The sequence below is a fragment of the Elizabethkingia miricola genome, assembly GCF_001675285.1.
GTDB lineage: Bacteria > Bacteroidota > Bacteroidia > Flavobacteriales > Weeksellaceae > Elizabethkingia > Elizabethkingia miricola.
Window position 1 is genome coordinate 313,369 of the sequence record NZ_LSGQ01000001.1, and the last position, 26,268, is coordinate 339,636.

Here is a 26,268-nt window from a genome sequence, read left to right on the forward strand (position 1 = left end):
TTACCCAAAACAGTTTACTATTCTGTTTATTCAACACTTTATTGATATTAGTTTTTTATATCATCATATACAGTACATCACTTTCTTTTAAAATCATTATTTTTGCACATCAAATTTTCATATGACTTCACAAGAAATACGCCAAAGGTTCTTAGATTTTTTTAAAGAAAAAGGACACCAGATCGTCCCTTCTGCACCAATTGTGCTAAAGGATGATCCTACATTAATGTTTTCCAATTCGGGGATGACGCAATTCAAAGATTTTTTCTTAGGCTACAAAGAGCCTTCAAGTCTTAGAATTGCCGATACACAAAAATGCCTTCGTGTTTCCGGAAAACACAATGACCTAGATGATGTAGGCCGCGATACTTACCATCACACAATGTTCGAAATGCTGGGTAACTGGTCTTTCGGTGACTATTTCAAAAAAGAAGCAATAGCCTGGGCGTGGGAACTTCTTACAGAAGTATATAAAATTTCCAAAGACGATTTGTATGTAACTATTTTTGAAGGTGATGTTTCCGAAAATCTGGAAAGAGATCAGGATGCTTACAACTTCTGGAAAGAACATATCGATGAATCCAGAATTATTAATGGTAACAAAAAAGATAACTTCTGGGAAATGGGTGACACCGGACCATGCGGACCATGTTCTGAAATCCATGTAGATATTCGTAGTGCAGAAGAAAAAGCAAAAGTGTCGGGAAGAGAATTAGTAAATCAGGATCATCCTCAAGTAGTTGAAGTATGGAATCTTGTATTTATGGAGTTCCTGAGAAAAGCTGACAAGTCTCTGGAAAAATTACCGAAACAGAATGTAGACACAGGTATGGGCTTCGAACGTCTTTGTATGGCTTTACAAGGAAAAGGGTCTAACTACGATACAGATGTATTCACACCATTAATTTCCAAAGTAGAAGAAATTTCAGGTAAAAAATATACAGGTATTCTGGAAAACGAAAAGGACATTGCCATTCGTGTAGTTGTAGACCATATCCGTGCGGTAGCATTTGCTATTGCCGATGGACAACTGCCATCCAATGGTGGTGCCGGATATGTTATCCGCAGAATCCTAAGACGTGCTATTTCTTATGCTTACAGATTCCTGGATATGAAGGAAGCTTTCCTTTATCAACTTGTAGCTATACTAAAAGATCAGATGGGATCTTTCTTCCCGGAAATTATAAAACAGGAGAAGTTGGTTACTGAAGTGATTAAGGAAGAGGAAAATTCATTCCTGAAAACTATTGAACACGGATTGGTAAGATTGGATGCAATTATCCAGGCTACCATCAATAATAACGAGAAAAACCTTCCGGGTGAGCAGGTATTCGAATTATATGATACTTTCGGATTCCCGGCTGACCTTTCCCGTATCATTGCTGAAGAAAAAGGTTTAAGCATAGATGAAGCTGGTTTTGAGGAGGAAATGAACAAGCAAAAGCAACGTTCAAAACAATCTTCAGCTTCTAAAACTTATGACTGGGTAATACTGGAAGAGAAACCTGAAAATTTTGTAGGTTATGATCTTACAGAAAATGAAGTAAAAATTACCCGATACAGAAAGATTGAGAATAAAGATGGTGAGTTTTATCAGATCGTACTGGATGAGACTCCTTTCTATGCAGAAGGTGGTGGCCAGGTAGGTGATAAAGGTGTGCTAGAAAATGCTGCCGAAAGCATTGAAATCCTGGATACTAAAAAAGAGAATAACCTTAACATCTCTTTAATTCCTACTCTTCCACAGGATGTAAAAGCAAGCTTTACAGCAAAGGTTGATCTCTCCAAAAGAAAGGATACAGAAAACAACCACTCTGCTACTCACCTTTTACACGAAGCTTTAAGAAATGTATTAGGAACGCATGTAGAACAAAAAGGTTCATTTGTAGGTCCAGATTATTTACGTTTCGACTTCTCGCATTTCAGCAAAATGACAGAAGAAGAATGGGTTGCTGTAGAGCAACAGGTAAATGAAAAGATCAGAAAAAATATAGCACTTCAGGAATACAGAAACATTCCGATTCAGGAAGCTATGGACAAAGGTGCTATGGCTTTATTTGGTGAGAAATACGGTGATAATGTCCGCATGATAGAATTTGGAACATCCAAAGAATTATGTGGAGGAACACACGTAAAAAATACCGGAGAAATAGGACTTTTCAAAATAGAATCTGAAGGTTCGGCTGCAGCCGGAATCCGTAGAATTGAAGCAATCACCGGATCTAAAGCCAGAGAATATTTCGAAACATTGGAGAAAAATTATCAGGAAATAGCACAGTTCCTGAAATCTAAAGATGTATTGAAGTCTGTTCAGAAACTGGTAGAAGAAAACCAATCCTTAAAATCAGAAATTGAAAGCTTTAAAGCTGAAAAAGCGAAACAAGAAGCTTTACAATGGAAAAATGAATACCAGGAGAAAGGTGATAAAAAGCTATTGGTAAAGAAAACATCAATGGACGCAGGGTCTATTAAGGATATTGTGTTCCAGTTGAAAAAAGAGATTCCGGGATCATTAACGATTATCTTATCTAATGCTGGTGACAAACCAATGATTACAATCGGAGTTTCTGATGATCTTACTCAGACTTACCAGGCCGGAGCTTTAATTAAAGATCTTGCTAAAGAGATACAAGGCGGCGGTGGCGGTGCTCCTGCATTTGCTACAGCCGGAGGTAAAAACCTAGACGGACTGGAAAAAGCTTTTGAGAAAGCACAACAGTTATAATACCAAAACTGATAAATAAAAAAGCTACCTGAATCAGGTAGCTTTTTTATTTTGTAAAACTTTATTTACTAAGGATTGGTAGAGAAAATAGAACCGTTGGCAATTAATGCTCTCCTGTTCATTTTCAAGATATCTCTAACCCACTCTGCAAAATCTTCCGGCTGTAATACTTTATCCGGATTACCATCCGTTAAGCCAGCTCCGATACTCATATCAGAAGCTATTGTACTTGGCGTAAGCGTAATCACACGGATATTTTGTTTTCTCCACTCTGCCATCATCGACTGAGAAAGTGATATTACTGCTGCCTTGGAAGCCGCATAAGCAGACATTCCGCCACCACCTTTTAAACCTGCAGTAGAAGCCACATTTACTATATCTCCCTGTCCGTTTTCTTTCATGAATGGATAAACTGCTTTAGCCGCATAATAAACACCAAAAAGATTGGTCTTAATTACCTGCTCCCAAACCTCCGAAGACATATCTTCAAGCGTTCCCATATTTCCAATGCCGGCATTGTTTATCAGGATATCTATACTTCCTAACTGGCCTGCAAGATCAGCAATACCTTTTTGTACTTCAGCTTCCTGATCTACATTGAATACTGCATAAGCCGATTTTACACCCAACTGCTCCAATTCAGCTACAGTACTCTTTAAATTTTCTTCATTTCTTCCGGTAATTGCAACGTTTGCTCCTTCATTAGCCAGTGCTAAAGCAACTGCCTTACCTAATCCTTTTCCACCACCGGTTACAATGGCGTTTTTTCCCTTAAGATCCATTATGTTATTTTTTATCTGTGTATACAAATTTACAAAAAGCATTATAGACTAATGTTTACAAAACATTAAATCCTTAACCTCCGAAACCGTTATTGCTTTGCTTTATCTTATTTCTTTGTTGCTTTCTGTATTCCCACGGCGCTATTGCATGAACATCCTGCCACAACCCTAACTTCTGATTCTTAGCGACCTCCTGTAAATCACCCAAAGATTTATCCTTTGAATAATTAAAGTACCACCAGCCCAATCCGGCTTTGATAAGTTCTGCAGAAAGATATTTTCCATTGTCATAATATACTTTAGCTATTGACCTTCCATAGCGGTCTGTATCAGTTTCTACATAAGTGATGCTTTTTCCGAAAATTTCTGAAGAAGTAAATTTTTTAGCATTTTTACCAAAAGGCTGCCTGCTTTCCGGGCAGTCTACCTCTGCCAGTCTTAATGTTTTCTGGACATTACCCTTTAAAAGAACCACAACAGTATCCCCATCCTTAATTCCTACTACTCTTGCTACTGTCTGTGCAGACAATAAAACAGGAAATAATAATAGTGCTATTATTTTTTTCATGGTCGCAAATATAAGCATATACAATGCGAATTAGTTTCTTTTACTAACGCTGTTTATTTGAAATTTGTCCGTATTTTTAATCGTCAAAAAACACAGTATTTATGCTTTTGGAAGATTACACTTTCAGTATTGGTTCAGAAAAGATTAAAATTCAGGAAGTAAACGGGGTTTTTAAAGCCAAAAATATCCGGTATGCCAAATCAGAACGCTATCAGCTGCCAATCCCCGTAAGCATTACTGAAGCGTTAGCTGATATACCTGTACTGACACCTGTCTGTCCCCAGCACCAAAGCGCAATGTTGGAAAGACTGATTGAACCTACCCATGTTGAAGATTTTCTGGTTGAGGAATCTCCGCAATATCTTTCCATTACATTTCCAAAAGACATTTTACCAGATGAAAAACTCTCTGTCATTGTATGGATTCATGGCGGATCTTATGAGATAGGATGTGGAAGTCTTCCCACTTCAGATCCTTCAGTTTGGGTAAAAGAACAGCGCATTATTGTTGTCTCGGTTTCCTATCGCCTGGGGCTATTTGGTTTTTTAGGCGGCTATGATGAAAGACCTGCTAATCTGGGATTATTTGATATTATCGAAGCATTGAAATGGATTAGAACCAACATTTCAGCATTCGGAGGAAATCCCGAAAATATAACTCTGCTAGGACAATCTTCCGGAGGTGATGCTGTCACCCACCTTATGATTGCTGAAGGTGCCGAAGGTTTATTTAAGAGAGCTATTATCCAAAGTGCTCCCTTAGGACTTCGTGAGAAACGACAAAAAATGTCAGAAGAGTTTTCTTTGAAAACAAGCCTTATCAAAGATGATTCAGATTTTATGAAAATGGTAGACGAATATTCAAAATTTCGTCCCTCTCTTTTAAAATACGGTTTAAAAGCAGCTATGCCATTCGGTCTGCAATATGGTTTTCCCCCTATGGCACCAGAAAATAAGATTCGGAAATTATGGAAGGATCATGCTGCAAAATATGATGTCCTGATTGGACTGAATGATGAAGAGACAGCATTCTACCTAAGGACTTCCGGAGCATTACAAAAATATACAGAGAAAGGCTTCGGAAAAAAAATACTGGATAAAACAATACGTCTGACTACTGAAAATATCTATGGAAAACCTGCGGCTGAATTTGCTTCATCCTATGCAAAGGCCGGAGGAAATGTATATTTATTCAGGATTTTCTCAAAGCTGGAAAGCAATAAAATAGGGGCGGCTCATTGTTTAGATCTTCCATTGTTATTTGGTAATGAAGAAGCATGGAAACATGCAGAACTATTAAAAGGTATTCCATGGGCGGAAATTGATAAAGTTGGAAAGAAAATACGGGCTATTTGGGCAGAGTTTGCCAAAAATGGATCTGTTTCAGAAAATTCTGACAAACCCGAAGTTTTAAAAATATCACAAATAAGGGACTAATAATACATTTCGGGCCAAACACCTTATTAATAAGCATTCCGGCATATTTACTTTAACAAAAATTTAAATTTTGTTTGTGTTTTCTGTAACTTTCTTACACATAGCTTTGTCTTATATAAAAACAATATATGAAACAAGCTTTATCCACTCTACTCCTTTTCTTTGTAAGCTTTTATTTTAGTCAGACCCAACTAAAAGTTATTAATGCTGATAATAAAAAACCCGTTCCAGATGCTTCTGTTTACTGTGATGACAATTTACTTGGAAAAACCAGCCAGAACGGTATTCTAACATTTAAAACCAAATGTAAGAAAGTTGATATTCTGGCTAATGACTTTGAAGACGAAGAGGCTGCAGTAAGCAAGGAAATGCTTGTTTCCCTGAAACCAACTTCCGAAAAAACAAAGAGTATCAATCGGATCACTATCGCCGATAAAAGCGATCCGCGTGCCTTAAAAATTCTTGATGAGCTTTTAAAGCGCTACAAAGAAAACAGTCCGCAGTCATTAGACTCTTACAATTTCAAATCTTACAGCAAAATATCTATTGACTTTGATAAAGACTCTATTAGTGCTTATCAGGATTTTATTGCTAAAAGAAAAGACTCTATTGGTAAAATTCAGAAGAGAAATCTGAAAACCCCGGAAACTAAAAAGAAAGATTCATTAGCCGAAGAGGATCTGATAAGTACTGTAAGTCACAACCAATATTTTCTTTGGGAGAAGGTTTCGGAATATCTTTTTTCTAAAAAATACGGAGAAAAAACAAATATACTGGACAACAGAATGTCCGGCTTTCCTAATCCTATTTATGAAGCATTGGCACTGAATATTTCTAACCTCAACAAAATTCCCAGACAGATAAGACCTGAAAGCAGAACTATTTACAACTATTATATATCGGATACAACAACTATAGACAACAGGAAAACCTATGTAATTAAATTCAAGGAGATCAACAATAAACTAAGGCAGAATCCACGAAAATATAATGGTTTCATCTATGTAGATGCTGAAAATTATGCTTTAAAGAAAATAGAAAGCAATAGTAAAAAGACAAACGAGGGAAACGTAGTTTCTGTATGGAGACCAATCAACAACAAATGGTTTCTGGATTACGAAAACCTGAAAATAAAAATGGGTGACCAAAGTTTTACTACCGGAAAGGTACAAGACAGCGCTAAGACCTCCGAAAAACCTAAACTAAAAAGAAAGAGGTTTGGCAACTATCTTTTTATTAAGAATCAGTTCTTTGGTTTTGAAATCAATAAAGAACAAAAAGCTGAAGATTTCCGGGGGTACACTATGACTGTTAAAAATTCCGATGGAAAGCTTCTGCAGGAGTACAGAACAGACAGCCTTACAGAAAGAGAAAAAGGCACCTATGTAAAAATAGACAGCCTTGTTCAAAAATATGATTTCGATAAAAAAGTAAGTCTTTTCACCAATCTGATGAAAGGAAATCTACGCTATAAAATGTTGGATTTTGACCTGACCAAAATTCTTAATTACGATAAATATCAGGGAATAAGACTGGGAGCCAGTGTCAAACTGAATGAAAAGTTCAGTAAAACGTTCTCTCCTGATGCTTATTTCGGCTATGGTTTCAAAGATCACCGTTGGAAATATGGTGCAGGTTTGGATATGAAGCTTTCGGATAAAAGAACATCTGTTTTCCGTATAGATTATCTTGACGATGTTTTTCCTGCCGGAAGAATTAATACTACATTCTGGGACAATCCAATGAGGCTAAAAGATATTCTTGTTGATATGCACAATGCAAACTTTTACCGGAGTCAGAAATGGGGTGCTTCTTTTTTATACGATCTGTCCAATACACTAAGTGCCAAAATCAGTGTTAATCACGAAAATCAAAATGCTATGTTCGACTATCAGTATCAGAATATGGGCAATAGCTTTAAAAATGTCAGCACTACCCTGTCTCTGAAATATGCTCCGAATGATAAAAACCTGATGACACCTGGCGGAAAACTTACCTATGAAAAGCATTATCCATATTTCTTTGTAAACTATGAAAAAGGAAGCAAAATATTCGACGGAGATCTTAATTATCACAGACTAGATGCCTTGGCCATTCATCAGTTCGGAACCAAATTAGGCTATACCAATATTAAAGTTTTTGGTGGTTTTTCTTCCGGAACAGCCCCTATTTGGAAAAACTTCGAGATAACAGGACAAACCGGAGATATCAGCAGTAACTGGGCCTCAAAAATCAATAAGCCTTCTAATCTGGGATTTGTTACCATGCCAGCTGGAACATTCTATGCAGACAAATTTGTTGGTTTTCAGATTTCTCAATATCTGCCATTCAGATTCAGAACTCTTGGAAAAGCTTATTCTAATATAGAACTGGAATATCAGACTGTAGTAGGTAATTTTAAAAACAGTACAGATCATCAGTTCAATTTTAGAGTGCTAGATCACAACTATCAGGAAGTAGGGATTATATGGAACAGATTTCTGGGCAGTAAATTTGGTGTAGGTTTTTCTTACAGATTAGGTTACTATCAGATGCCGGCATTCAAAGACAATATTGGATTCCAAATCAAACTAAATGCTTTTTAGAAAATTTCTTTTTAGAGTTTACAATATGATTAAAATAACAGATTGTTTATTTTTGTAAAAACATTTATTGACCCTATGTCCGAAAATATTCAACAAAAGATAGAAGAGCTAAGAGAAGAGCTTCATCAGCATAATTACAATTACTATATTCTGGATGAACCTTCTATCTCGGATTTTGAATTTGATGCAAAACTGAAGGAACTTCAGGATCTGGAAACTCAGCATCCGGAATTCAATGATCCTAACTCACCTACTTTACGAGTTGGCGGTGGGGTTACCAAAAACTTTCCCACTGTACAACACCAGTTCAGAATGTACTCTCTGGATAATTCTTATGACTTCAATGATCTGGAAGATTGGGAAAAAAGGATAATAAAAACTATTGACGAGCCTGTAGAGTTTGTTGCAGAACTAAAATATGATGGTGCTTCTATTTCCATTCTTTATGAAAATGGAAAACTTATTCAGGCAGTAACCCGTGGAGATGGATTCCAGGGTGATGAAATTACAGGTAATGTAAGAACTATTTCCGATGTCCCGTTGAAACTGAAAGGTGAATTTCCTGAACGTTTTTATATGCGTGGTGAGATTTATCTTACCCGTAAAAATTTTGATAAACTTAACGCACTTCGTGAGGAAGAGGGACTTGATCCCTTTATGAATCCACGAAATACAGCCAGCGGAAGTCTTAAAATGCAGGACTCCGGTGAGGTAAGAAAACGTGGACTTTCTGCAGTATTATATCAATATATCGCAGAGAATTTTCCTGCGGAAACCCACTGGGATTTATTAGCCAATGCAAAACAGTGGGGGTTCAGAGTTTCTGAAGATCAGGCAAAATTATGCAGAACTTTAGACGATGTAAAGAATTTCATCAATTACTGGGATCAGGAAAGACATAACCTGCCTTTTGAAATTGATGGTATTGTAATAAAGGTAAACTCTCTAAAACACCAGCGTGAATTGGGCTATACTGCCAAATCACCACGTTGGGCTATGGCCTATAAATTTAAGGCTGAGAAAGTAGAAACTGAGCTTCTGAGCGTTTCTTATCAGGTCGGAAGAACTGGTGCTATTACTCCTGTAGCCAATCTTCGTCCTGTTTTATTAGCCGGAACAACTGTAAAACGTGCATCACTGCATAATGAGGATATTATCAAAAAATTAGATCTTCATGAGAACGATTTTGTTTATGTAGAAAAAGGTGGTGAAATCATTCCTAAAATTGTAGGCGTCAATACTGAAAAAAGAACATCTGAAAGTAAAGAAATAGAATATATAAAGCATTGTCCGGAATGTGGGACCGAACTTGTAAAAATAGAAGATCAGGCGATACATTTCTGTCCCAATGAACTGCATTGCCCGCCACAGGTAGTTGGCAGAATGATCCACTATGTTTCCCGTAAAGCATTGAATATAGAAAATCTGGGAGGTGAAACTATCGAACAACTTTACCGTGAAAAGCTAATTGAAAATCCAGCCGATCTTTATACCCTAACCAAAGAACAATTGCTTCCGCTAGAGCGTATGGCTGAAAAATCTGCACAAAATATTCTGGATGGTGTGGAAAAATCAAAAGAAATACCTTTTGAAAAAGTATTGTACGGAATAGGCATCAAGCATGTAGGGGAAACAGTTGCTAAAAAACTGGTTAAAAACTTCCCAAGCATAGAGGAATTAAAGAATGCGACTGAAGAAGAGCTTTGCCAGGTAGAAGATATCGGTGCAAAAATAGCTGTAAGTATTACCGAATTTTTTGCGAATCAGGAAAACCTTTTGATGATAGAACGTCTGAAAAATTATGGTGTACAACTGGAAAAGGGGGAAAACACCAATGACGTAATCAGTAATGTTCTGGACGGAAAGACTTTTCTTTTCACTGGGAAATTATCTCTTTTCACCAGAGAGCAGGCTGAAGAAATGGTAGAAAAACATGGTGGCAAAAATATTTCTGCTGTGTCTAAAAACCTAAACTATCTGATTGTTGGAGAAAAAGCCGGAAGCAAACTGAAAAAAGCTCAGGATATCGGAACTATTACGATTCTGGATGAACAGCAATTTTTGGATCTTGTCAATAGCTAAGAGAAATAATTTATAAAAATATACGCCTCACAACTGTTTAAGTCTGTGAGGCGTTTTTTATTATTTTTTAGGCAATTGCACTGCGATCTCATAAAGCTTCCCGGCCATTAGGAATTTAATTCTCTCTCTTGTTGTTACTGTATTAATACTACCGTCCCTCAGAATAATAATTCTGTCTCCTGGCGCTATATTCTGATCGGCAAGCCAGTCTTCCGGGGCTACATCATTTTCTTTACGTTTCATAGCTTCCAGAATATCTTCTGCCAGCTCCTGAAAACGTTCATCATGAGAATATAAAATTTCATACTCTGCAGGAAGTTTCACTCTGAACACAGCACGGTTACTAATGAGCTTCGCAAAATCATCGAATAACGGATTATCTGCACCGTCTGTAAATCCTATTTCCACAAGATCTCCCTGATGTTCCTGAGCATATAATTCTGCATCCTCGAAAGTCGCAAAGTTTAAAACCAGTTTATAATTATCAAAAGAGTACTCTTGCAGTCTTTTTTTAGTATTTTCCATAATCAGGTTTTTACATATCCATATACAATTTATAAAAAACTGATTATTAATCAATTATAAAATATTTGTTTTAACAAAAATTTAAAATTTATCCTTAAATTTGTTATAACATCAAAAATCTAATTATTAATCCGGTGAATACGCAAAGAATAGAAAATATCCTCGACAATAAAAAGATTCCCATTACTTCTATGCGGATGCTGGTTCTGGATGCTTTTCTAGAGGCTCCACAAGCTCTTTCGCTGTCCGATTTGGAAGAAAAACTGGCACAGTCCGACCGTAGCACTTTGTACCGTACCCTGAAAACATTTGAAAAGAAAGGTCTTATTCATGGTATCCAGGAGCATAATACGACACAGTATCTCTTATGTAGTGATGACTGTAATGAGGAAATCCATCATGACTATCACTTGCATTTTTATTGCACCGAATGCAAGCAAACGACTTGTCTGGAAGAAGTAAGCTTCAATAATGTACCTTTTCCGGATGACTATCTGGTAAAAGAGTTAAAGTTTCTGGCCACAGGTATTTGTAAAGAATGTCGTGAAACTATTCAATAATCAGTTATTTTAATCTTCTCATAGGAAAAGTCTCATGGCGTACATTTCCATTTTGAATGCCTGAAATCTCTGCTATCAAAGAATCATGATTCAGTCTTCTATAAGAAACAGATTGTGGAAAATCATGTTCAGGATTTCCAAAAACCATTTTATGATCTGTAATAGTATAAGCTTTAAAACTAACCGGTTTGCCGTCATTCTGATTTCTTACTGTCGGAATGTAGTATAAGTTGTCCTCTTCTTGCTTTAGCTGTACTGTTTCGAATATAATAGTATCTGCACCTTTAACAGTATAGCTTTTTCCTGACAGCTCATTTTCGTTTATTTTTTTCCAGGATTCATAAACACTTCCACGAGAGGTTTTATTCTCCCACGTACCAATAAGCCACATAGCCTTATCAATTGGTTTTACATAATAATGAGCCCAGCTGCTCACAACAGATACTACAATAATTGCAGACAAAAATGTTTTTACAGACTTCGTTTTCATACCAATGATTCTTATTTCAAATATACAGAAACCACACTTCACCTCTGTAACCCCAAAATCTTAATCTGCTAATAACATCTTTTTATCGTTTAATAAGAGGGTTTCATCGGTAGCTTTCGATATCCATACGGGATAAAAATACCTTTGAAAAAAAATCAAAAACTATGTCATTATTTACCCCCTTTATCTGGATTCTAATTCTTCTTCCGATTATCATTTTAGCGTTTATAAAGTCTAAAAGCCTAAACATTAAATACCTGGCTTATTTTATTCTTTATTTTCTTGCAGACTCATATCTGCTCATATTAGGAAAACAGTATATAAATCTTGAATTTATAGGATTAAAATTTGCATGGGCAAGTAAATTAATAAGCCTTAGCATTGCTTTAATCTTTATATTTTCAGCATCCAAAAGTGAACGGGAAGCTATTGGATTTACAACAAAAACAAATAGCAAAAAACAAATCCGGTATGGTCTTTTAGTATTTCTGGGATTTACAATATTCGATATTATATTCAAATTAATTTTATTTCCAAAAGGAGGTGCTTTTGATGCTGAAACTTTCATCTTCCAGGCGACAATGCCTGGTCTGAGTGAAGAAATATTATTCAGGGGAATTCTCTTATGGATGCTGGAAAAAGCTTTTCCATCTCAATGGAATTTCAAAGGTATTCAATTTGGATGGGGCTTTATTATTATAACTATTTTGTTTGCAGTGATGCATGGCGTTGTACTGACTGACACCTACCAACTGAGAACAGATATTATCACGATTGTTTACCTTGCTATCATCTCCTCTCTTAGCGTTGGTATTTTGCGAAAGTTCTCCGGCAATCTTATTTACCCTGTATTGGGGCATAATCTGATTAATACCATCAACGCCATTATAAGAATTCTATAATACAAATCTCAAAAAGCAACTTCAAAAAACTATATTTGAAGTTGCTTTTAAATATGCAAAATACTAAATATACCAGTGTCTAATAATAACTTTTCGGATAAAATTGCCACATTCGATTTTGACCAGTTTTATACTAAAAAAAGAAGAATCTTATTCCACAATACTATGTGGTTGCTTTTTGCCACTTTTTTACTGCTCAGCTATATTCTAGCTTATGATGTTCCACCACTTCATAGTCTGATTCTAACCCTGCGCATGACAATTTGTAATATGGCAGTTTTTTATACTTTCTTCTATATTCTTTTACCCAGAATCTTTGAAAGCGGGAAAATAAAGGCTATTGTATTATTACTTCTTAGTATTCCATTCTGTATCTATTTGTGGATGGCCATCACTTACTTTATTACATTGGTTTACAATAATTTTGGATTCGATATACCTACAGGCGAACTAAAAGGCGTTATTTCTAAAGCCGCTGAACAAAATTTTGCACAGGCTTTATCTTTCAGAAGAGTTTTATCTCAGATTATTATTGTCATTTCACTCTTATCACCTTTCTTTTTTGTTAAAATTCTTTTTGAAATTTTCAGAATGTATAATAGAACATTAAAACTGAAAGAGCAGAAAATGAAGGTAGAAATTCAGAATATTAATATGGAAAAGGATTTTCTGAAAGCCCAGCTTAACCCACATTTCCTGTTTAACACACTAAATAACCTATATGGCTTGGCTATAAAAAAAGACAATCAGACTCCGGAGGTTATCCTTAATCTTTCGGAGATGATGAGCTACACTTTATACGAATCAAATACGGATAAAGTTTCTCTGGACAAAGAACTAGACTTCATCAAAAATTATTTTGAACTCGAAAAAATGCGCTATCCGGCCGATAACAATATTCAGATAAATATTTCTAATGAAGGTAGAAATTCAGGTTTATATATAGCACCTTTGCTCACGTTCAGCTGTATAGAAAATGCTTTCAAATATGGTCTTAGAAGCTCAAAAGAACAATTTATTCTTTTAAATATAAAAACAGAAAAAAACATATTTTATTTTCAACTGGAAAACGATATAGAAAAAATAAACCAGGGCATATCCGTTGGCGGAATAGGATTGGAAAATATGCGGAAACGTTTGGTATTACTATATCCTGACCAGCATGAATTACAAATAGAAAACACTGAAAACAGATTTAAAGTAACGTTAAAAATAGTTTTAGAAAACTAATGGAAAAACTGAATTGCATAATTATAGACGACGAACCTCTTGGAAGAGAAGTTATAGAATCCTTTGTACAGGAGATTCCATTTCTTGGTTTAATAAAATCATATGGAGATCCTACAGAAGCCCTGCTCTATCTTCAGAATAATACTGTAGACATTGTTTTCAGTGACATTCAGATGCCTAAAATCAACGGAATGGAGCTTGTAAAATCACTATCAAATCCACCCGTCATTATTTTTATTACAGCCCATCGTGATTTTGCACTGGATGGTTTTGATACCGGAGCCACAGACTATCTTGTAAAACCGGTACGTTTTGACCGTTTTCTAAAGGCTGTTAACAGAGCCAAGGATTATATCGCTTTAAAACAGATTCCTTCAATACAACAGGTTAATACAGACAGAATCTTTATAAAATCTGAAGGCAAACTCATTAAAATATTACTGGATGAAATCCTGTATGTGGAGGCTCAGGGTGACTATCTTAAAATTGTAATAGATTCTGCAACTTACACCACACAAGCCACTTTAAAATCTATGGAAGAGATACTGATCTCACCTGGTTTCTTTCGTGTGCAACGTTCATTTATACTGAATACAGAAGCTATAAGAAGTGTAAATGCCAATATGGTAGAACTTATCAATGGAAAAACAATATCAATAGCGCTGAATAAAAAAGATGAATTGTTCAGTCTGTTAGGCATAAAATAAAACTTTGCAATAGGGTTGCATGCTTCCCCGCATTATCTTTGATAAAAATTAAAAGTTATGAGTTCAAATAGCGACTGCTGCAGCACAAAACCGCAGCAACAACACAATCATCAGCACAACGGGGATGGACATGATCACGATCATGGTCACGACCATTCTCATGATAATAGCGATAAAACAACTTTCCAGTTATTTTTGCCAGCTGTGATTTCCTTCGTTCTGCTTATGGTAGGAATCGCATTGGACAATTATATAAAACCTGAATGGTTCAAAGGCTGGGTAAGAATTGTATTATATGTAGCAGCATATATTCCTGTGGGGCTTCCGGTACTAAAAGATGCAATAAACAGTATCCGGTACAGCGATTTCTTTTCAGAGTTCTTTCTGATGAGTATTGCAACTCTTGGTGCTTTTGCTATCGGAGAATATCCAGAAGGAGTTGCCGTAATGCTTTTCTATTCTGTAGGCGAAGTATTCCAAACGATGGCCGTACAGAGAGCCAAAAAGAATATCAAAGGACTATTGGATCAGAGACCGGATGAAATTACAATTCTGGAAAATAATATTCCTAAGACCGTTAAAGCAGAAACTGCACAGGTTGGACAGATTATTCAGCTAAAACCAGGTGAAAAACTGGCATTGGACGGAGAACTGATTTCAGAAAGCGCATCTTTTAATACCGCTGCACTAACGGGTGAAAGTAAACCGGATACTAAAAGAAAAGGCGAAACTGTACTTGCGGGAATGATCAATCTTAATTCGGTCTCTCAGGTACTGATTCAGAAAGAATATAAAGACAGTAAACTTTCCAAAATTCTGGAATTGGTACAAAATGCCACTTCTCAAAAAGCACCAACAGAATTGTTTATTCGGAAATTTGCTAAAGTATATACTCCAATTGTTGTCGTATTGGCTATTGCCATCTGTCTTTTACCTTACTTCTTTGTACAGCAATATGAATTCAGAGACTGGTTATACCGCGCATTGATATTCCTGGTTATTTCATGTCCTTGTGCTCTGGTTATTTCTATTCCTTTAGGCTACTTTGGCGGGATTGGTGCCGGAAGTAAAAACGGAATCCTTTTTAAGGGCAGTAATTTCCTGGATGCACTAGCCAATATTCAGAATGTGGTAATGGATAAAACCGGAACAATGACAGAAGGTGTGTTCAAAGTACAAACAGCAAATATTGAAACCGGATTTGATAAAGATGAAATACTGAAATATCTGAATGTCATCGAAAGTAAATCTACACACCCTATTGCAACTGCTGTACATGAATATGTTGGCGAAGTAGACCATTCCGTAGTATTAGAAAATACAGAAGAAATTCCGGGACATGGATTGAGATCCACAATCAACGGAAAAGATTTCCTTGCCGGCAATTTCAAGCTAATGGATAAATTCAGTATCCAGTATCAGGTTAATCACTCTGCAATTTCAGATACATTAATTGCTATTGCCTATGGAGGACAGTTTGCAGGCTATCTGAGTATTTCGGATCAGATAAAACCAGATGCAATAAAAGCTGTTGCAGAGCTTAAAAAGCTCAATATAAAAACAACTATGTTGAGTGGTGATAAAACAGCTGTAGTAAAAGAAGTAGCTCAGAAGATAGGAATTGAAAATGCTTTTGGCGACCTTTTACCTGAGGATAAAGTTGAGAAAGTAAAAGCCATTAAAGCACAAAATGAAACAGTTGCTTTCATTGGAGATGGAGTAAACGATGCACCGGTTGTTGCCCTAAGTGATGTCGGAATGGCGATGGGCGGATTAGGCAGTGATGCAACAATTGAAACAGCAGACGTTGTTATTCAGGACGACCAACCTTCAAAAATTCCTACTGCCATCAGAATAGGAAAAGAGACTAAGAAAATCGTATGGCAGAATATTATACTGGCATTTGCCGTAAAAGCTATTGTACTTGTTCTTGGAGCAGGAGGTTTAGCTACTATGTGGGAAGCGGTATTCGCCGATGTTGGTGTAGCACTGTTAGCTATTCTGAATGCAGTAAGAATTCAGAGAATGAATTTTAAAAATTAACATCAATTAGAAGACGCCAGAAAATATTTTCTGGCGTTTTTTTTATATCTAAGTACTTAAAAATATTTTTTATAAATTTGATTACCAAACAAATAACATTTTTTTAATAAAAAATGTAAGATTTGGAAAATAATTTAGATACCGATTTTCATAAAAGAGTAATTGATTTTATTAAAAATACAGATCATATTCTTTTCACTACGCATACTAAAGTCTGTTACTCTATAATAGAAAGAATACACAGAAGAGTTTTAGACGGATATGGTATTAAGTTTGGACCTATAAAAGTAGATCAAAAGACTAATCTTATTGTAGATGGAAATCACAGATACATTGCTTATAAATTAGCTAGTTTCGATTTTGAGATTATTCCATGGAATAAAAACTATAGCGATCCATGTAACACTATCAATGATTTTGTAGTAATAACAAATGAAGATTGGGACATGAATAGTGAAAAAAACAGAAAATATTGTAATGATGATTTTCTTAAAGATTTATAAATATTCAATATGAAACTTTTTTTAGACATCGACGGTGTTATGGTTCATGCCAATCCGTATAGGCAAGTGGAAATGGAAGATGATGGGTTCTATAAATTCAATCATAAGGCTGTTGATGCTATAAATTCAGTTGATCACACCAATATTGAATTAGTCCTTTCAACTTCCCATAGATTTAGATTTAATCTCCGCCAATGGAAACATATTTTTAATAAAAGAGGAATCAGATTTGATAAAGTATCTATTATAAATCAAGATTTAAATCATAAATATTCCAGAAAGACAGAGATAGAAAAATGGATTGCAGATCATCATATTAATTCGAATGATGTTATTATTATTGATGATGATAAATCATTAAATGCTCTACCGGAGAATTTAAAAAAGAGATTAATTCTAACCAATCCTTATACAGGATTAATGGATTCTAAGGAATTAAAAAGAATTTTATCCGAGAAATAAATCAATAGAAATAGTCAGAAGCAGGTTTCTGGCTATTTTTTATATTTTGAATTACTTCTTCTGTTTTTCGATGCCGAATAATACGTAAGTTTGCATCTCAATTCTATCATATGCCGGGAACTATCCTCATCATTGACGACGAGCTGAAACTTCTGAAACTTCTGGGAATGATTCTTTCTCAGGAAAACTTTAGTGTAAAGGAAGCTTCAACTGCAAGATCAGCCATGAATATGCTGGAACAGCATGACTTTGACGTTGTGCTGAGTGATGTCCGTCTTCCGGATGCATTTGGTGTAGAGCTTGTAAAGGCTATTAAAACCAAATATCCTGAAAAAGAAGTGATTCTGATGACAGCCTTCGGGAATATTTCAGATGCTGTACAGGCAATGAAGAACGGCGCATATGACTATCTGGTAAAAGGAGATGATAACGAGAAAATTATTCCCCTCGTATACAGAGCTATTGAAAAAGCAAAAGATAACAAATCCCATAATATAGCCCCGGTATGTAAGTTAAAAGGGCTGGATCAAATCCTGGGAACTGCAGAATCTATTCTTCAGGCAAAAAAATTGGCAGAACGGGTTGCTCATACAGACGCTACCGTATTGTTAACCGGAGAAACAGGAACCGGGAAAGAGGTATTCGCCCATGCTATTCATGAAACAGGAAGCCGAAGCAATAAAAATTTTGTTGCGATCAACTGCTCTGCCTTCAGTAAAGAAATTCTGGAAAGTGAATTATTCGGACATAAGCAAGGTGCTTTTACCGGTGCTGTAAAAGATAAAAAAGGATTGGTGGAAGAAGCCAATGACGGGACTCTTTTTCTTGATGAAATCGGAGAAATGCCAATGGATTTGCAGGCGAAATTGCTACGCGTACTGGAGACCGGAGAATTTATTAAAATGGGTGAAACGAAAGTATCTACCTCTAACTTCCGTCTTATTGCCGCAACCAACAGAAACCTTTTGGAAGAAGTAAAACAGGGAAATTTCAGAGAAGATCTCTACTTCAGACTCAATGTTTTTGAAATTCACTTGCCGGCATTGCGTGAAAGAAAGGAAGACCTGAAAATTCTTGCCAAAAACTTTATCGATGTCTTCAGTAAAAAAATGAATCTGATTTCAAAAGTTCAGGTTTCCGAAGATTATTATAAAACCTTAAAGAAAAATAACTGGCAGGGAAATATTCGTGAGCTTAGAAACACTGTTGAAAGAAGTCTTATTCTGATGAATAACAATATTCTGGATGCCGACAGCCTTCCTCTATATTCAGAACAAACTTCTGCAGAAACAGATTCATTGAGTATTAAGACTCTTGAAAAAGAACACATCCAGAAAGTATTACAATATACTAAAGGTAATAAAGCTGAAGCTGCGCGACTTTTAGAAATCGGTATAGCAACGTTATATCGTAAACTGGAAGAATACCAGTTAAGATAGAATTTTATATTTTCACCAATTCTACCCTTCTGTTCTTCGCTTTATTAAGATCACTGTCATTAGCAGCCAAAGGATTATCCTGTCCAAAACCTTTTGTTTGTAGTCTACCAGATTTAATACCTTTATCTGTTAAATAAGTATATATTGTTGTAGCTCTGTCCAATGATAATTTCTTATTGTGTTCTTTTGTACCATTGTTGTCAGTATGCCCTTCTATAGAAATTTTTAATTCAGGATTTTCATTCAACAGCTTTAGGATCTCATCCGCCACAATTTTGCCATCTGCTGTAAGAGTAGCTTTATTATTATCAAAATTAATATTCAATACAGCTTTCCCAGACTCGTTAATATCTTTTTTCATTTGGGAAGAAGTAATTTTTTCAACCTTTGGAACTTCAGCTGTTGCCTTCTCCAGAATAGTAATTTTTCCACTTTCTTCGTTCAGCAGAGAAAACTGAATCCATACTTCTTTACTATTGGTACGGATAACATAAGTTTTTATACGATCCAATCCATTAAAGTCAATTGAATTTCCATATGTAGCAGACATTAGGTTTTCTTTTCCTATGCGGTCAATTTCTTCTTTCGGTACAGAAACATTATTAACCTGTACTCCACCCAAATCTAATATTGCTTTTTCATAAGCTTTTTCCACCAAGAGACTATTAAAAGCCGCAGGATCCTTACTTCTGTTTTTTTCGATCGCAACCTTTAGCGCTTTCCCTTCTACCGGAATAAGTTTTCCGTTAACAGCAAAGTATTCCTTGTCAAAATCTTTTATATCCATCTGTTCAACGGTTCCTTTCCAGTTGCTGCAAACACCGTAACAATAATTTTCCGGCGGATTCAGGTAAGGAAACACACCCAGGCCTTTATCACTTACAGGAATCTTGGTAATATCAAATTCACCATTATTTTCGGAAGTTTTAACACTTGTTTGAGATACCTCCTGAGCTGTTGATACCTCTTCTTTTTTCTTACCACATGAAACGATTAATACAGAAAGTATTACAAAGGTTATTTTTTTCATACTTGTTTTTAGTTAAATAATAATGATTTGTGTTTATTTTAAAATATTACCTCCAAAACTAATAATATTATTCCGAATACAAAGTATTCACTCTGTTAAGAAATATCATATCATCTTAAAAAATCTCATTTTCAGTAATCCGTTTTTATCATTTTGAATATAAGCCTATCATTTTGATAAGCTTTTCTTATTTAACGAGCTTCCAAAAACAAACATAAAACACTATAAAACAATAATTTAAAAACTTTTAAAGCTAATTGGAATTGGTTTTGGCATATATCGTTCAGATAAAAATTATGAAAAATGACAACTTTAAAAAAAACCAGTCAGAAGCCCAGCCAGTCTTCTTACACCTGGTTACTGACGTTTCTGGCAGCACTCGTGGTCTTAACCTTAATTATTAGAATAATATGATGCTTTTAGTCCTTTTATTACTCAGTATTGTTTTGTTCTGGCTTTTGTATAAAACAGTTCAATTTTTTGATAAAATATAACATATCATGTGGAGTTTATTCATCCTTTCCGTTCTGGCATTCATTTACATCTGTTATGTGCTTATGAAGCCTGAAAAATTTTAAATTATTATGAATACAGAAATTTTAGGCATTATTGCCATGTTTGTTCTAACCTTAATCATAGGTCTTTTCTTAGGAAAATATATTGCCCGTGTGTATGGTTATGAGAAAACCTTTTTAGACCCGGTTTTTAATCCTGTTGAAAAGTTATTCTTCAAAATATCAGGAATAAATCCCAATCGCCAGATGAACTGGAAGCAAAATATGTATGCCATGCTTACCATTAATCTGGTTTGGTTTGTTATCGGGTTCATCCTCCTGCAAACCCAACAATGGCTGCCTCTGAATCCGGACAACAACCCTAATATGTCACCGGATTTAGCCTTTAATACGACGATATCTTTTCTTGTTAACTGTAACCTTCAGCATTATGCTGGTGAAACCGGGGTCAGTTATCTTACTCAACTTTTCCTGATGTTTCTTCAGTTTGTAACAGCTGCAACCGGAATGGCGGCTATGGCTGTACTATTTAAAGCATTTAAAGAAAAAACAACTACAGAATTAGGAAACTTCTACGATTATTTCATGAAATCCATGACCCGAATCCTGATTCCTATTTCCATTATCGTAGCATTTATTCTTTCTGCAAATGGAAGTCCAATGACTTTTGAAGGGAAAGATCATATTACAACACTTGAAGGGCAAAAATCAGACGTTTCAAGAGGTCCTGTAGCTGCATTTGTTGCTATTAAACACCTGGGAACTAATGGTGGCGGTTTTTTCGGTACTAACTCTGCTCACCCTTTAGAAAATCCTAATTACGTTACCAATATTACGGAAATGGCTACTCAGATGATCATTCCGTTTGCGTTAGTATTTGCATTGGGCTTTTACCTTAAAAGAAAAAAATTATCCCGGATTATATTTACAGTAATGACTGTAGGCTTTCTTGCATTAGCAATTCCTAATGTAATCAATGAGACTTCCGGAAATCCACTCATTACTCAGATGGGTGCAGATAGCAGTCTCGGTGCGATGGAGGGCAAAGAAATTCGCTTTGGCAGTGCTTCTTCAGGTTACTGGAGCATTGCAACCACTGTAATTTCTACAGGATCTGTAAACTCTATGCACGATAGTACGATGCCTCTTTCCGGAATGAACGAGCTTCTGGCAATGATGATTAACTGCTTTTATGGAGGTTGTGGTGTCGGAATTCTCAATTACTTCATCTTCATTATTCTGGCAGTATTTATCAGCGGGCTAATGGTTGGAAGAACTCCGGAATTTCTGGGTAAAAAGATTGAGGCCAAAGAAATGAAAATCGCTATGATTGTAGCATTATTCCACCCGTTTCTTATTCTTGCAGGAACTGCACTTACAGCCTATCTGCCGGAATTTGGTACAAAGACATTAAACAACCCGGGATTCCACGGCTTCAGCGAAATGCTGTATGAATTCACTTCTTCTTCAGCAAACAACGGGTCGGGCTTCGAAGGTCTGGGAGACAATACACCTTGGTGGAATATTTCCACAGGGATTGTCCTTCTTCTTTCAAGATTTATCCCGATTATAGGCCCTATAGCCATTGCAGGATGTCTGGCCGAGAAAAAATTCATTCCTGAGGGTTCCGGAACACTAAAAACTGACACATTAACTTTTGGATTCATGACGCTTGCTGTCATCATATTAATTGCTGCACTATCCTTCTTCCCTTCTCTTACACTGGGACCGATCGCAGAACAGCTTCAATATTTTTCCAAATAACAGAACATTTTTAACATTAAAAAAATGAAAAATCAATCTCAAACATTATTTCAAAAAGATTTGGTAAACGAAGCGGTGAAACAATCTTTCGTAAAACTGAATCCGAAAATTATGTTTAAAAATCCGGTGATGTTTCTTGTAGAAATTGGTACAGTAGTTATGTTTATCGTATCATTATTCAGCCTTGCAGGAAATACAAGCCAGGGAAGCTTTGCTTATAACTTTTTAGTTTTTATTATATTATTTTTTACTGTTCTTTTCGCCAATTTTGCTGAAGCAATCGCTGAAGCCAGAGGCAAAGCACAGGCCGATTCTCTTCGAAAAACCCGTGAGGAAACTCCCGCAAAAGTTATCACAAAAAACCAGCCGGGATTTCAGATAGAAACCACATTGAAAAGATCTGCGGAAATGCAGTTGGGAGATATCTTCTTATGTGAAGCCGGAGATCAGATTCCAATGGATGGTGAGATTATTGAAGGATTAGCTACTATTGATGAGTCAGCCATTACCGGAGAAAGTGCTCCTGTTATCCGTGAAGCCGGAGGTGATAAAAGCTCTGTAACCGGAGGTACAAAAGTACTATCCGACAGAATAAAAGTAAGAGTTACAACTAAACCTGGTGAATCTTTTCTGGATAAAATGATTGCTCTTGTAGAAGGAGCTTCCCGCCAGAAAACACCTAATGAAATAGCATTAACAATACTTCTGGCAGGCTTTACCCTTACTTTTATTATCGTTACTGTAACACTGAAACCTTTTGCAGACTATGCGCAAACCCCAATTACTATAGCGGCATTCATTTCCCTCTTCGTTTGTTTAATCCCCACTACAATTGGAGGTTTGCTTTCTGCAATCGGAATTGCAGGAATGGACAGAGCACTTCGCGCTAATGTAATTACTAAAAGTGGTAAAGCCGTAGAAACTGCCGGAGATATAGATGTACTGCTTCTGGATAAAACCGGAACTATCACAATAGGAAACCGTAAGGCCACTCAGTTTCACCCTTGTCTGGCTGTAGCGAAAGATAATTTTGTAAGAGCTGCTGCCTTAAGCTCTGTTGCAGATGAAACCCCTGAAGGAAAATCTATCATAGAGCTAAGCCAGCTGAAATCAGAAGACCTGAAAGTAAACAATCCTCATTACATAAACTTCACAGCTGAAACAAGAAGCTCGGGTGTAGACTTCGACGATACCAGAATCAGAAAGGGAGCTTATGATGCGATAAAAAAACTGACAGAGAAAGCAGGAAATATTTTCCCTAAAGAAACAGAAGAAGCGGTAATCAAGATTTCTGAGAACGGAGGTACCCCATTAGTGGTATCACTTAATGAAAAAGTAATTGGTGTAATAGAATTACAGGACATTATTAAAACCGGAATTCAGGAACGTTTCCAGCGGTTAAGAAAAATGGGTGTAAAAACGGTAATGGTTACCGGAGACAATCCTTTAACTGCAAAATACATTGCTGAAAAAGCAGGAGTAGATGATTTTATTGCCGAAGCTAAACCTGAGGATAAGATGAACTACATCAAAAAAGAGCAGCAATCTGGTAAGCTGGTTGCGATGATGGGAGACGGAACGAATGATGCGCCCGCATTAGCTCAGGCAGATGTAGGTGTAGCAATGAACAGCGGAACACAGGCAGCAAAAGAAGCCGGAAATATGGTGGATTTAGACAATGACCCTACTAAACTTATTGAAATTGTGGAAATTGGAAAACAATTGCTAATGACCCGTGGAACGCTGACTACCTTTAGTATTGCTAATGATGTTGCCAAATATTTCGCGATTATTCCGGCTTTGTTTATCACCTTTATTCCTGCGCTTCAGAAGCTTAATATTATGCAGCTCCACAGTCCGCAATCGGCTATATTATCAGCAATTATATTCAATGCTGTAATTATCCCGATTCTTATTCCGCTTGCACTAAAAGGTGTGGCTTACAAACCAATAGGTGCCAGTGCTCTTCTGAGAAGAAATCTGCTTATCTACGGATTAGGAGGAATCATTGTTCCTTTCATCGGAATAAAAATTATTGATCTGTTAATCAGTGTATTCTTTTAAAGTTAAAAAAAAATGAAAAATTATATTCTACCTGCCGTAAAACTCACATTTGTGATGGCAGTACTCGTTGGCATTTATCTTATGTTCGTATATGCTGGCTCAAAAGTTCTTCCTACCGGTGGAAATGCCGAAATTATTACTTACAAAGGTCAAAAGTTCTATAGAAATATCGGACAGGAATTCAAATCTCCAAAATACTTTCACGGACGTCCTTCTTCAGTAAATTATAAAGCTGACGGAAGTGGCGCAAGCAATAAAGGGCCAAGTAATAAAGAGTATCTGGATATTGTACAAAAGAGACTCGATACGCTGAAAATGGAAAACCCTGGCATGGAAAACACAAAAGTTCCTGTGGAACTTATCACTGCCAGTGGCAGCGGTTTGGATCCGGATATTTCTCCTGAAGGAGCCCTCTATCAGGTAAAAAGAATTGCTAAAGTTCGTAATCTTTCTGAGGAAGAAGTAAAGAATCTTGTTACCCAAAATACAACTCCACCAGTTCTTCACCTTCTGGGACCTGCTAAAGTAAACGTATTAGAGCTGAATCTGGCATTAGACAAACTTAGTACTCACCAATAATCATGAAACGTTTTTGCAATGCTTCTAAAAAGCGGCATTGCATCTGACAAAAGCACCAGCTGCAGGAAAGCAGCAAATTAAAAAAATCTACGAATGAAAAAGAGCATGATAGCCCTTGTGGTAATGGGACTGAGTTTTTCAGCAAAAGCACAGTCTTCAGACAGTATTTCAACAGCTAAAAAAATAACATTCTCTGCCTATGCAGAAGTATTTTACAGTTATAATTTCAATGAACCAAGACAACATATACATCAGAATTTCCTGTACAATTTTAACCGCCATAATGAGATCAACCTCAATCTGGCCGTTGCAAAAGCAACTTATCAGGACAAGCGTATAAGAGCCAACCTAGCCCTAATGGCAGGAACCTATCCTCAGGACAATATGGTTGCAGAACAGGGAGCATTGCGCTACATCAATGAAGCCAATATTGGAGTGAAAATTTCTGAAAACAAAAATTTATGGATCGATGCAGGGATTATGCCATCACATATTGGATGGGAAAGTGCAATTGGCAAAGACAACTACACGCTAACCCGAAGTATAGCTGCTGAAAACTCTCCGTATTTTGAAACAGGTGTCAGACTTTCTTATACTACTGACAACGGAAAATGGTACCTCAGCGGACTTGTACTAAACGGATGGCAGAGAATAGCCAAACCTGAAGGTAATCAGAGCATTTCTTTCGGACATCAGGTTACTTACAAACCATCAGAGAAAATAACCCTGAACAGCAGCTCATTTATCGGAAACGATAAATCAAGAGAAGAAAAAAGAATGCGGTATTTCCACGATTTATACGGAACTTTTCAATTAACTGATAAATTTTCTGCTATTGCTGGCTTTGATATAGGAGCAGAACAAAAAGTAAAAGGTAGTGATGCCTATAATATCTGGTATTCTCCTAACCTGTTATTAAAATATCAGCTTAATCCGGATTGGGCTGTAGCAGGAAGACTGGAATATTATAATGATAAAAATGGGGTAATTATCAATTCCGGTACACCCAATGGATTCCAAACTTTTGGTTATTCCGTAAATGTGGATTACACTATTTTCAAAAATGTAATGTTCCGTACAGAAGCAAGAGGCTTTACTTCTAAAGATGCTGTTTTTGCTAAAAATGATAATTTTAAAAAAGCTAATTTTATTATAACATCAAGTCTTAACGTATGGTTTTAAAAAATTACAACTACAAAGAGAGGTAATAAACTCTAAAGTTGTTTTTTTGTGTATTTGTAAAGCTGCAGAATAACAAAAAAACAACTTTACGATTC

General features: G+C 36.2%; 22 protein-coding genes. 17 read left to right on the forward strand and 5 right to left on the reverse strand.

Annotation, left to right across the window (positions count from 1 at the left end):
• Positions 1–121 precede the first annotated feature (121 nt).
• Positions 122–2,725, forward strand: a complete 2,604-nt coding sequence (alaS, locus tag ATE49_RS01460) for an alanine--tRNA ligase (protein WP_065080789.1) — start codon at positions 122–124, stop codon at positions 2,723–2,725.
• A 68-nt stretch (positions 2,726–2,793) separates the two neighbouring features.
• On the opposite strand, the gene ATE49_RS01465 is transcribed toward alaS, so the two are convergent.
• Entirely contained in the window at positions 2,794–3,507 is a 714-nt protein-coding gene (locus tag ATE49_RS01465) for a 3-ketoacyl-ACP reductase (protein WP_059154775.1), read from the reverse strand.
• Positions 3,508–3,580: 73 nt separating this feature from the next.
• Positions 3,581–4,075: a thermonuclease family protein gene (locus ATE49_RS01470; RefSeq protein WP_233174420.1), complete on the reverse strand. Its 495-nt coding sequence runs from the start codon at positions 4,073–4,075 to the stop codon at positions 3,581–3,583.
• A gap of 101 nt (positions 4,076–4,176) precedes the next feature.
• Here ATE49_RS01470 and ATE49_RS01475 point away from each other — a divergent pair, with 101 nt between their 5' ends.
• The 3 genes from ATE49_RS01475 to ligA all read left to right on the forward strand — a co-directional run bounded on the left by ATE49_RS01475 (position 4,177) and on the right by ligA (position 10,178).
• Positions 4,177–5,511, forward strand: coding sequence for a carboxylesterase family protein (locus tag ATE49_RS01475; RefSeq protein WP_065080791.1), 1,335 nt, complete (start codon positions 4,177–4,179; stop codon positions 5,509–5,511).
• 128 nt (positions 5,512–5,639) lie between these two features.
• The gene (locus tag ATE49_RS01480) at positions 5,640–8,096 is read left to right on the forward strand and encodes a DUF5686 family protein (RefSeq protein WP_065080792.1); all 2,457 of its coding nucleotides are present in this window, start codon (positions 5,640–5,642) and stop codon (positions 8,094–8,096) included.
• 75 nt (positions 8,097–8,171) lie between these two features.
• Positions 8,172–10,178: an NAD-dependent DNA ligase LigA gene (ligA, locus tag ATE49_RS01485; protein WP_059343982.1), complete on the forward strand. Its 2,007-nt coding sequence runs from the start codon at positions 8,172–8,174 to the stop codon at positions 10,176–10,178.
• A gap of 60 nt (positions 10,179–10,238) precedes the next feature.
• Here ligA and ATE49_RS01490 read toward each other — a convergent pair whose 3' ends face one another.
• Positions 10,239–10,703, reverse strand: a complete 465-nt coding sequence (locus ATE49_RS01490; RefSeq protein ID WP_059343981.1) for a hypothetical protein — start codon at positions 10,701–10,703, stop codon at positions 10,239–10,241.
• A 191-nt stretch (positions 10,704–10,894) separates the two neighbouring features.
• Here ATE49_RS01490 and ATE49_RS01495 point away from each other — a divergent pair, with 191 nt between their 5' ends.
• Positions 10,895–11,263, forward strand: coding sequence for a Fur family transcriptional regulator (locus tag ATE49_RS01495; RefSeq protein WP_065081004.1), 369 nt, complete (start codon positions 10,895–10,897; stop codon positions 11,261–11,263).
• A 4-nt stretch (positions 11,264–11,267) separates the two neighbouring features.
• On the opposite strand, the gene ATE49_RS01500 is transcribed toward ATE49_RS01495, so the two are convergent.
• Positions 11,268–11,753 (reverse strand): DUF6265 family protein, encoded by a 486-nt coding sequence (locus tag ATE49_RS01500; RefSeq protein WP_065080793.1) that lies wholly within the window; start codon positions 11,751–11,753, stop codon positions 11,268–11,270.
• A gap of 164 nt (positions 11,754–11,917) precedes the next feature.
• On the opposite strand from ATE49_RS01500, the gene ATE49_RS01505 reads away from it, so the two are divergent.
• The 7 genes from ATE49_RS01505 (at position 11,918) to ATE49_RS01535 (ending at position 19,039) form a co-directional block, all read left to right on the forward strand.
• Positions 11,918–12,655 carry a CPBP family intramembrane glutamic endopeptidase gene (locus tag ATE49_RS01505; RefSeq protein WP_065080794.1) on the forward strand — a complete coding sequence of 246 codons (738 nt, stop codon included), beginning with the start codon at positions 11,918–11,920 and terminating at the stop codon, positions 12,653–12,655.
• Positions 12,656–12,730: 75 nt separating this feature from the next.
• Positions 12,731–13,885, forward strand: coding sequence for a sensor histidine kinase (locus ATE49_RS01510; RefSeq protein ID WP_065080795.1), 1,155 nt, complete (start codon positions 12,731–12,733; stop codon positions 13,883–13,885).
• Positions 13,885–14,592, forward strand: a complete 708-nt coding sequence (locus ATE49_RS01515; protein WP_065080796.1) for a LytR/AlgR family response regulator transcription factor — start codon at positions 13,885–13,887, stop codon at positions 14,590–14,592. Before ATE49_RS01510 ends, ATE49_RS01515 begins: the two co-directional genes overlap by 1 nt.
• 57 nt (positions 14,593–14,649) lie before the next feature.
• Complete coding sequence (locus tag ATE49_RS01520; RefSeq protein ID WP_065080797.1) at positions 14,650–16,635, forward strand: heavy metal translocating P-type ATPase; 1,986 nt, start codon at positions 14,650–14,652, stop codon at positions 16,633–16,635.
• A 122-nt stretch (positions 16,636–16,757) separates the two neighbouring features.
• Positions 16,758–17,138 carry a ParB N-terminal domain-containing protein gene (locus ATE49_RS01525; protein ID WP_065080798.1) on the forward strand — a complete coding sequence of 127 codons (381 nt, stop codon included), beginning with the start codon at positions 16,758–16,760 and terminating at the stop codon, positions 17,136–17,138.
• Positions 17,139–17,147: 9 nt separating this feature from the next.
• A complete protein-coding gene (locus ATE49_RS01530) occupies positions 17,148–17,600 on the forward strand; it encodes an HAD domain-containing protein (protein ID WP_065080799.1) in 453 nt (150 codons plus the stop codon).
• Between the two features lie 110 nt (positions 17,601–17,710).
• Positions 17,711–19,039 (forward strand): sigma-54-dependent transcriptional regulator, encoded by a 1,329-nt coding sequence (locus ATE49_RS01535; RefSeq protein WP_059154682.1) that lies wholly within the window; start codon positions 17,711–17,713, stop codon positions 19,037–19,039.
• Between the two features lie 4 nt (positions 19,040–19,043).
• Here ATE49_RS01535 and ATE49_RS01540 read toward each other — a convergent pair whose 3' ends face one another.
• A complete protein-coding gene (locus tag ATE49_RS01540; RefSeq protein WP_065080800.1) occupies positions 19,044–20,069 on the reverse strand; it encodes an OmpA family protein in 1,026 nt (341 codons plus the stop codon).
• A gap of 500 nt (positions 20,070–20,569) precedes the next feature.
• On the opposite strand from ATE49_RS01540, the gene ATE49_RS20660 reads away from it, so the two are divergent.
• From ATE49_RS20660 to ATE49_RS01560, 5 genes are all read left to right on the forward strand, one after another.
• Positions 20,570–20,647 carry a potassium-transporting ATPase subunit F gene (locus ATE49_RS20660; protein WP_165698305.1) on the forward strand — a complete coding sequence of 26 codons (78 nt, stop codon included), beginning with the start codon at positions 20,570–20,572 and terminating at the stop codon, positions 20,645–20,647.
• Positions 20,648–20,653: 6 nt separating this feature from the next.
• On the forward strand, positions 20,654–22,348 hold the full coding sequence (kdpA, locus tag ATE49_RS01545; protein WP_065080801.1) for a potassium-transporting ATPase subunit KdpA: 1,695 nt from the start codon (positions 20,654–20,656) through the stop codon (positions 22,346–22,348).
• A gap of 24 nt (positions 22,349–22,372) precedes the next feature.
• Complete coding sequence (gene kdpB / locus ATE49_RS01550) at positions 22,373–24,412, forward strand: potassium-transporting ATPase subunit KdpB (protein WP_065080802.1); 2,040 nt, start codon at positions 22,373–22,375, stop codon at positions 24,410–24,412.
• Between the two features lie 12 nt (positions 24,413–24,424).
• Positions 24,425–24,991 carry a potassium-transporting ATPase subunit C gene (locus tag ATE49_RS01555; protein ID WP_045180759.1) on the forward strand — a complete coding sequence of 189 codons (567 nt, stop codon included), beginning with the start codon at positions 24,425–24,427 and terminating at the stop codon, positions 24,989–24,991.
• 93 nt (positions 24,992–25,084) lie between these two features.
• Positions 25,085–26,173 (forward strand): porin, encoded by a 1,089-nt coding sequence (locus ATE49_RS01560; protein ID WP_179195572.1) that lies wholly within the window; start codon positions 25,085–25,087, stop codon positions 26,171–26,173.
• The last annotated feature ends 95 nt before the right edge of the window (positions 26,174–26,268 follow it).

Coding starts and splice junctions, on each gene's coding strand:
- alaS (WP_065080789.1), top strand. CDS start 122: ATGACTTCACAAGAAATACGCCAAAGGTTCTTAGATTTTTTTAAAGAA.
- ATE49_RS01465 (WP_059154775.1), bottom strand. CDS start 3,507: ATGGATCTTAAGGGAAAAAACGCCATTGTAACCGGTGGTGGAAAAGGA.
- ATE49_RS01470 (WP_233174420.1), bottom strand. CDS start 4,075: ATGAAAAAAATAATAGCACTATTATTATTTCCTGTTTTATTGTCTGCA.
- ATE49_RS01475 (WP_065080791.1), top strand. CDS start 4,177: ATGCTTTTGGAAGATTACACTTTCAGTATTGGTTCAGAAAAGATTAAA.
- ATE49_RS01480 (WP_065080792.1), top strand. CDS start 5,640: ATGAAACAAGCTTTATCCACTCTACTCCTTTTCTTTGTAAGCTTTTAT.
- ligA (WP_059343982.1), top strand. CDS start 8,172: ATGTCCGAAAATATTCAACAAAAGATAGAAGAGCTAAGAGAAGAGCTT.
- ATE49_RS01490 (WP_059343981.1), bottom strand. CDS start 10,703: ATGGAAAATACTAAAAAAAGACTGCAAGAGTACTCTTTTGATAATTAT.
- ATE49_RS01495 (WP_065081004.1), top strand. CDS start 10,895: ATGCGGATGCTGGTTCTGGATGCTTTTCTAGAGGCTCCACAAGCTCTT.
- ATE49_RS01500 (WP_065080793.1), bottom strand. CDS start 11,753: ATGAAAACGAAGTCTGTAAAAACATTTTTGTCTGCAATTATTGTAGTA.
- ATE49_RS01505 (WP_065080794.1), top strand. CDS start 11,918: ATGTCATTATTTACCCCCTTTATCTGGATTCTAATTCTTCTTCCGATT.
- ATE49_RS01515 (WP_065080796.1), top strand. CDS start 13,885: ATGGAAAAACTGAATTGCATAATTATAGACGACGAACCTCTTGGAAGA.
- ATE49_RS01520 (WP_065080797.1), top strand. CDS start 14,650: ATGAGTTCAAATAGCGACTGCTGCAGCACAAAACCGCAGCAACAACAC.
- ATE49_RS01530 (WP_065080799.1), top strand. CDS start 17,148: ATGAAACTTTTTTTAGACATCGACGGTGTTATGGTTCATGCCAATCCG.
- ATE49_RS01535 (WP_059154682.1), top strand. CDS start 17,711: ATGCCGGGAACTATCCTCATCATTGACGACGAGCTGAAACTTCTGAAA.
- ATE49_RS01540 (WP_065080800.1), bottom strand. CDS start 20,069: ATGAAAAAAATAACCTTTGTAATACTTTCTGTATTAATCGTTTCATGT.
- ATE49_RS20660 (WP_165698305.1), top strand. CDS start 20,570: ATGTGGAGTTTATTCATCCTTTCCGTTCTGGCATTCATTTACATCTGT.
- kdpA (WP_065080801.1), top strand. CDS start 20,654: ATGAATACAGAAATTTTAGGCATTATTGCCATGTTTGTTCTAACCTTA.
- kdpB (WP_065080802.1), top strand. CDS start 22,373: ATGAAAAATCAATCTCAAACATTATTTCAAAAAGATTTGGTAAACGAA.
- ATE49_RS01555 (WP_045180759.1), top strand. CDS start 24,425: ATGAAAAATTATATTCTACCTGCCGTAAAACTCACATTTGTGATGGCA.
- ATE49_RS01560 (WP_179195572.1), top strand. CDS start 25,085: ATGAAAAAGAGCATGATAGCCCTTGTGGTAATGGGACTGAGTTTTTCA.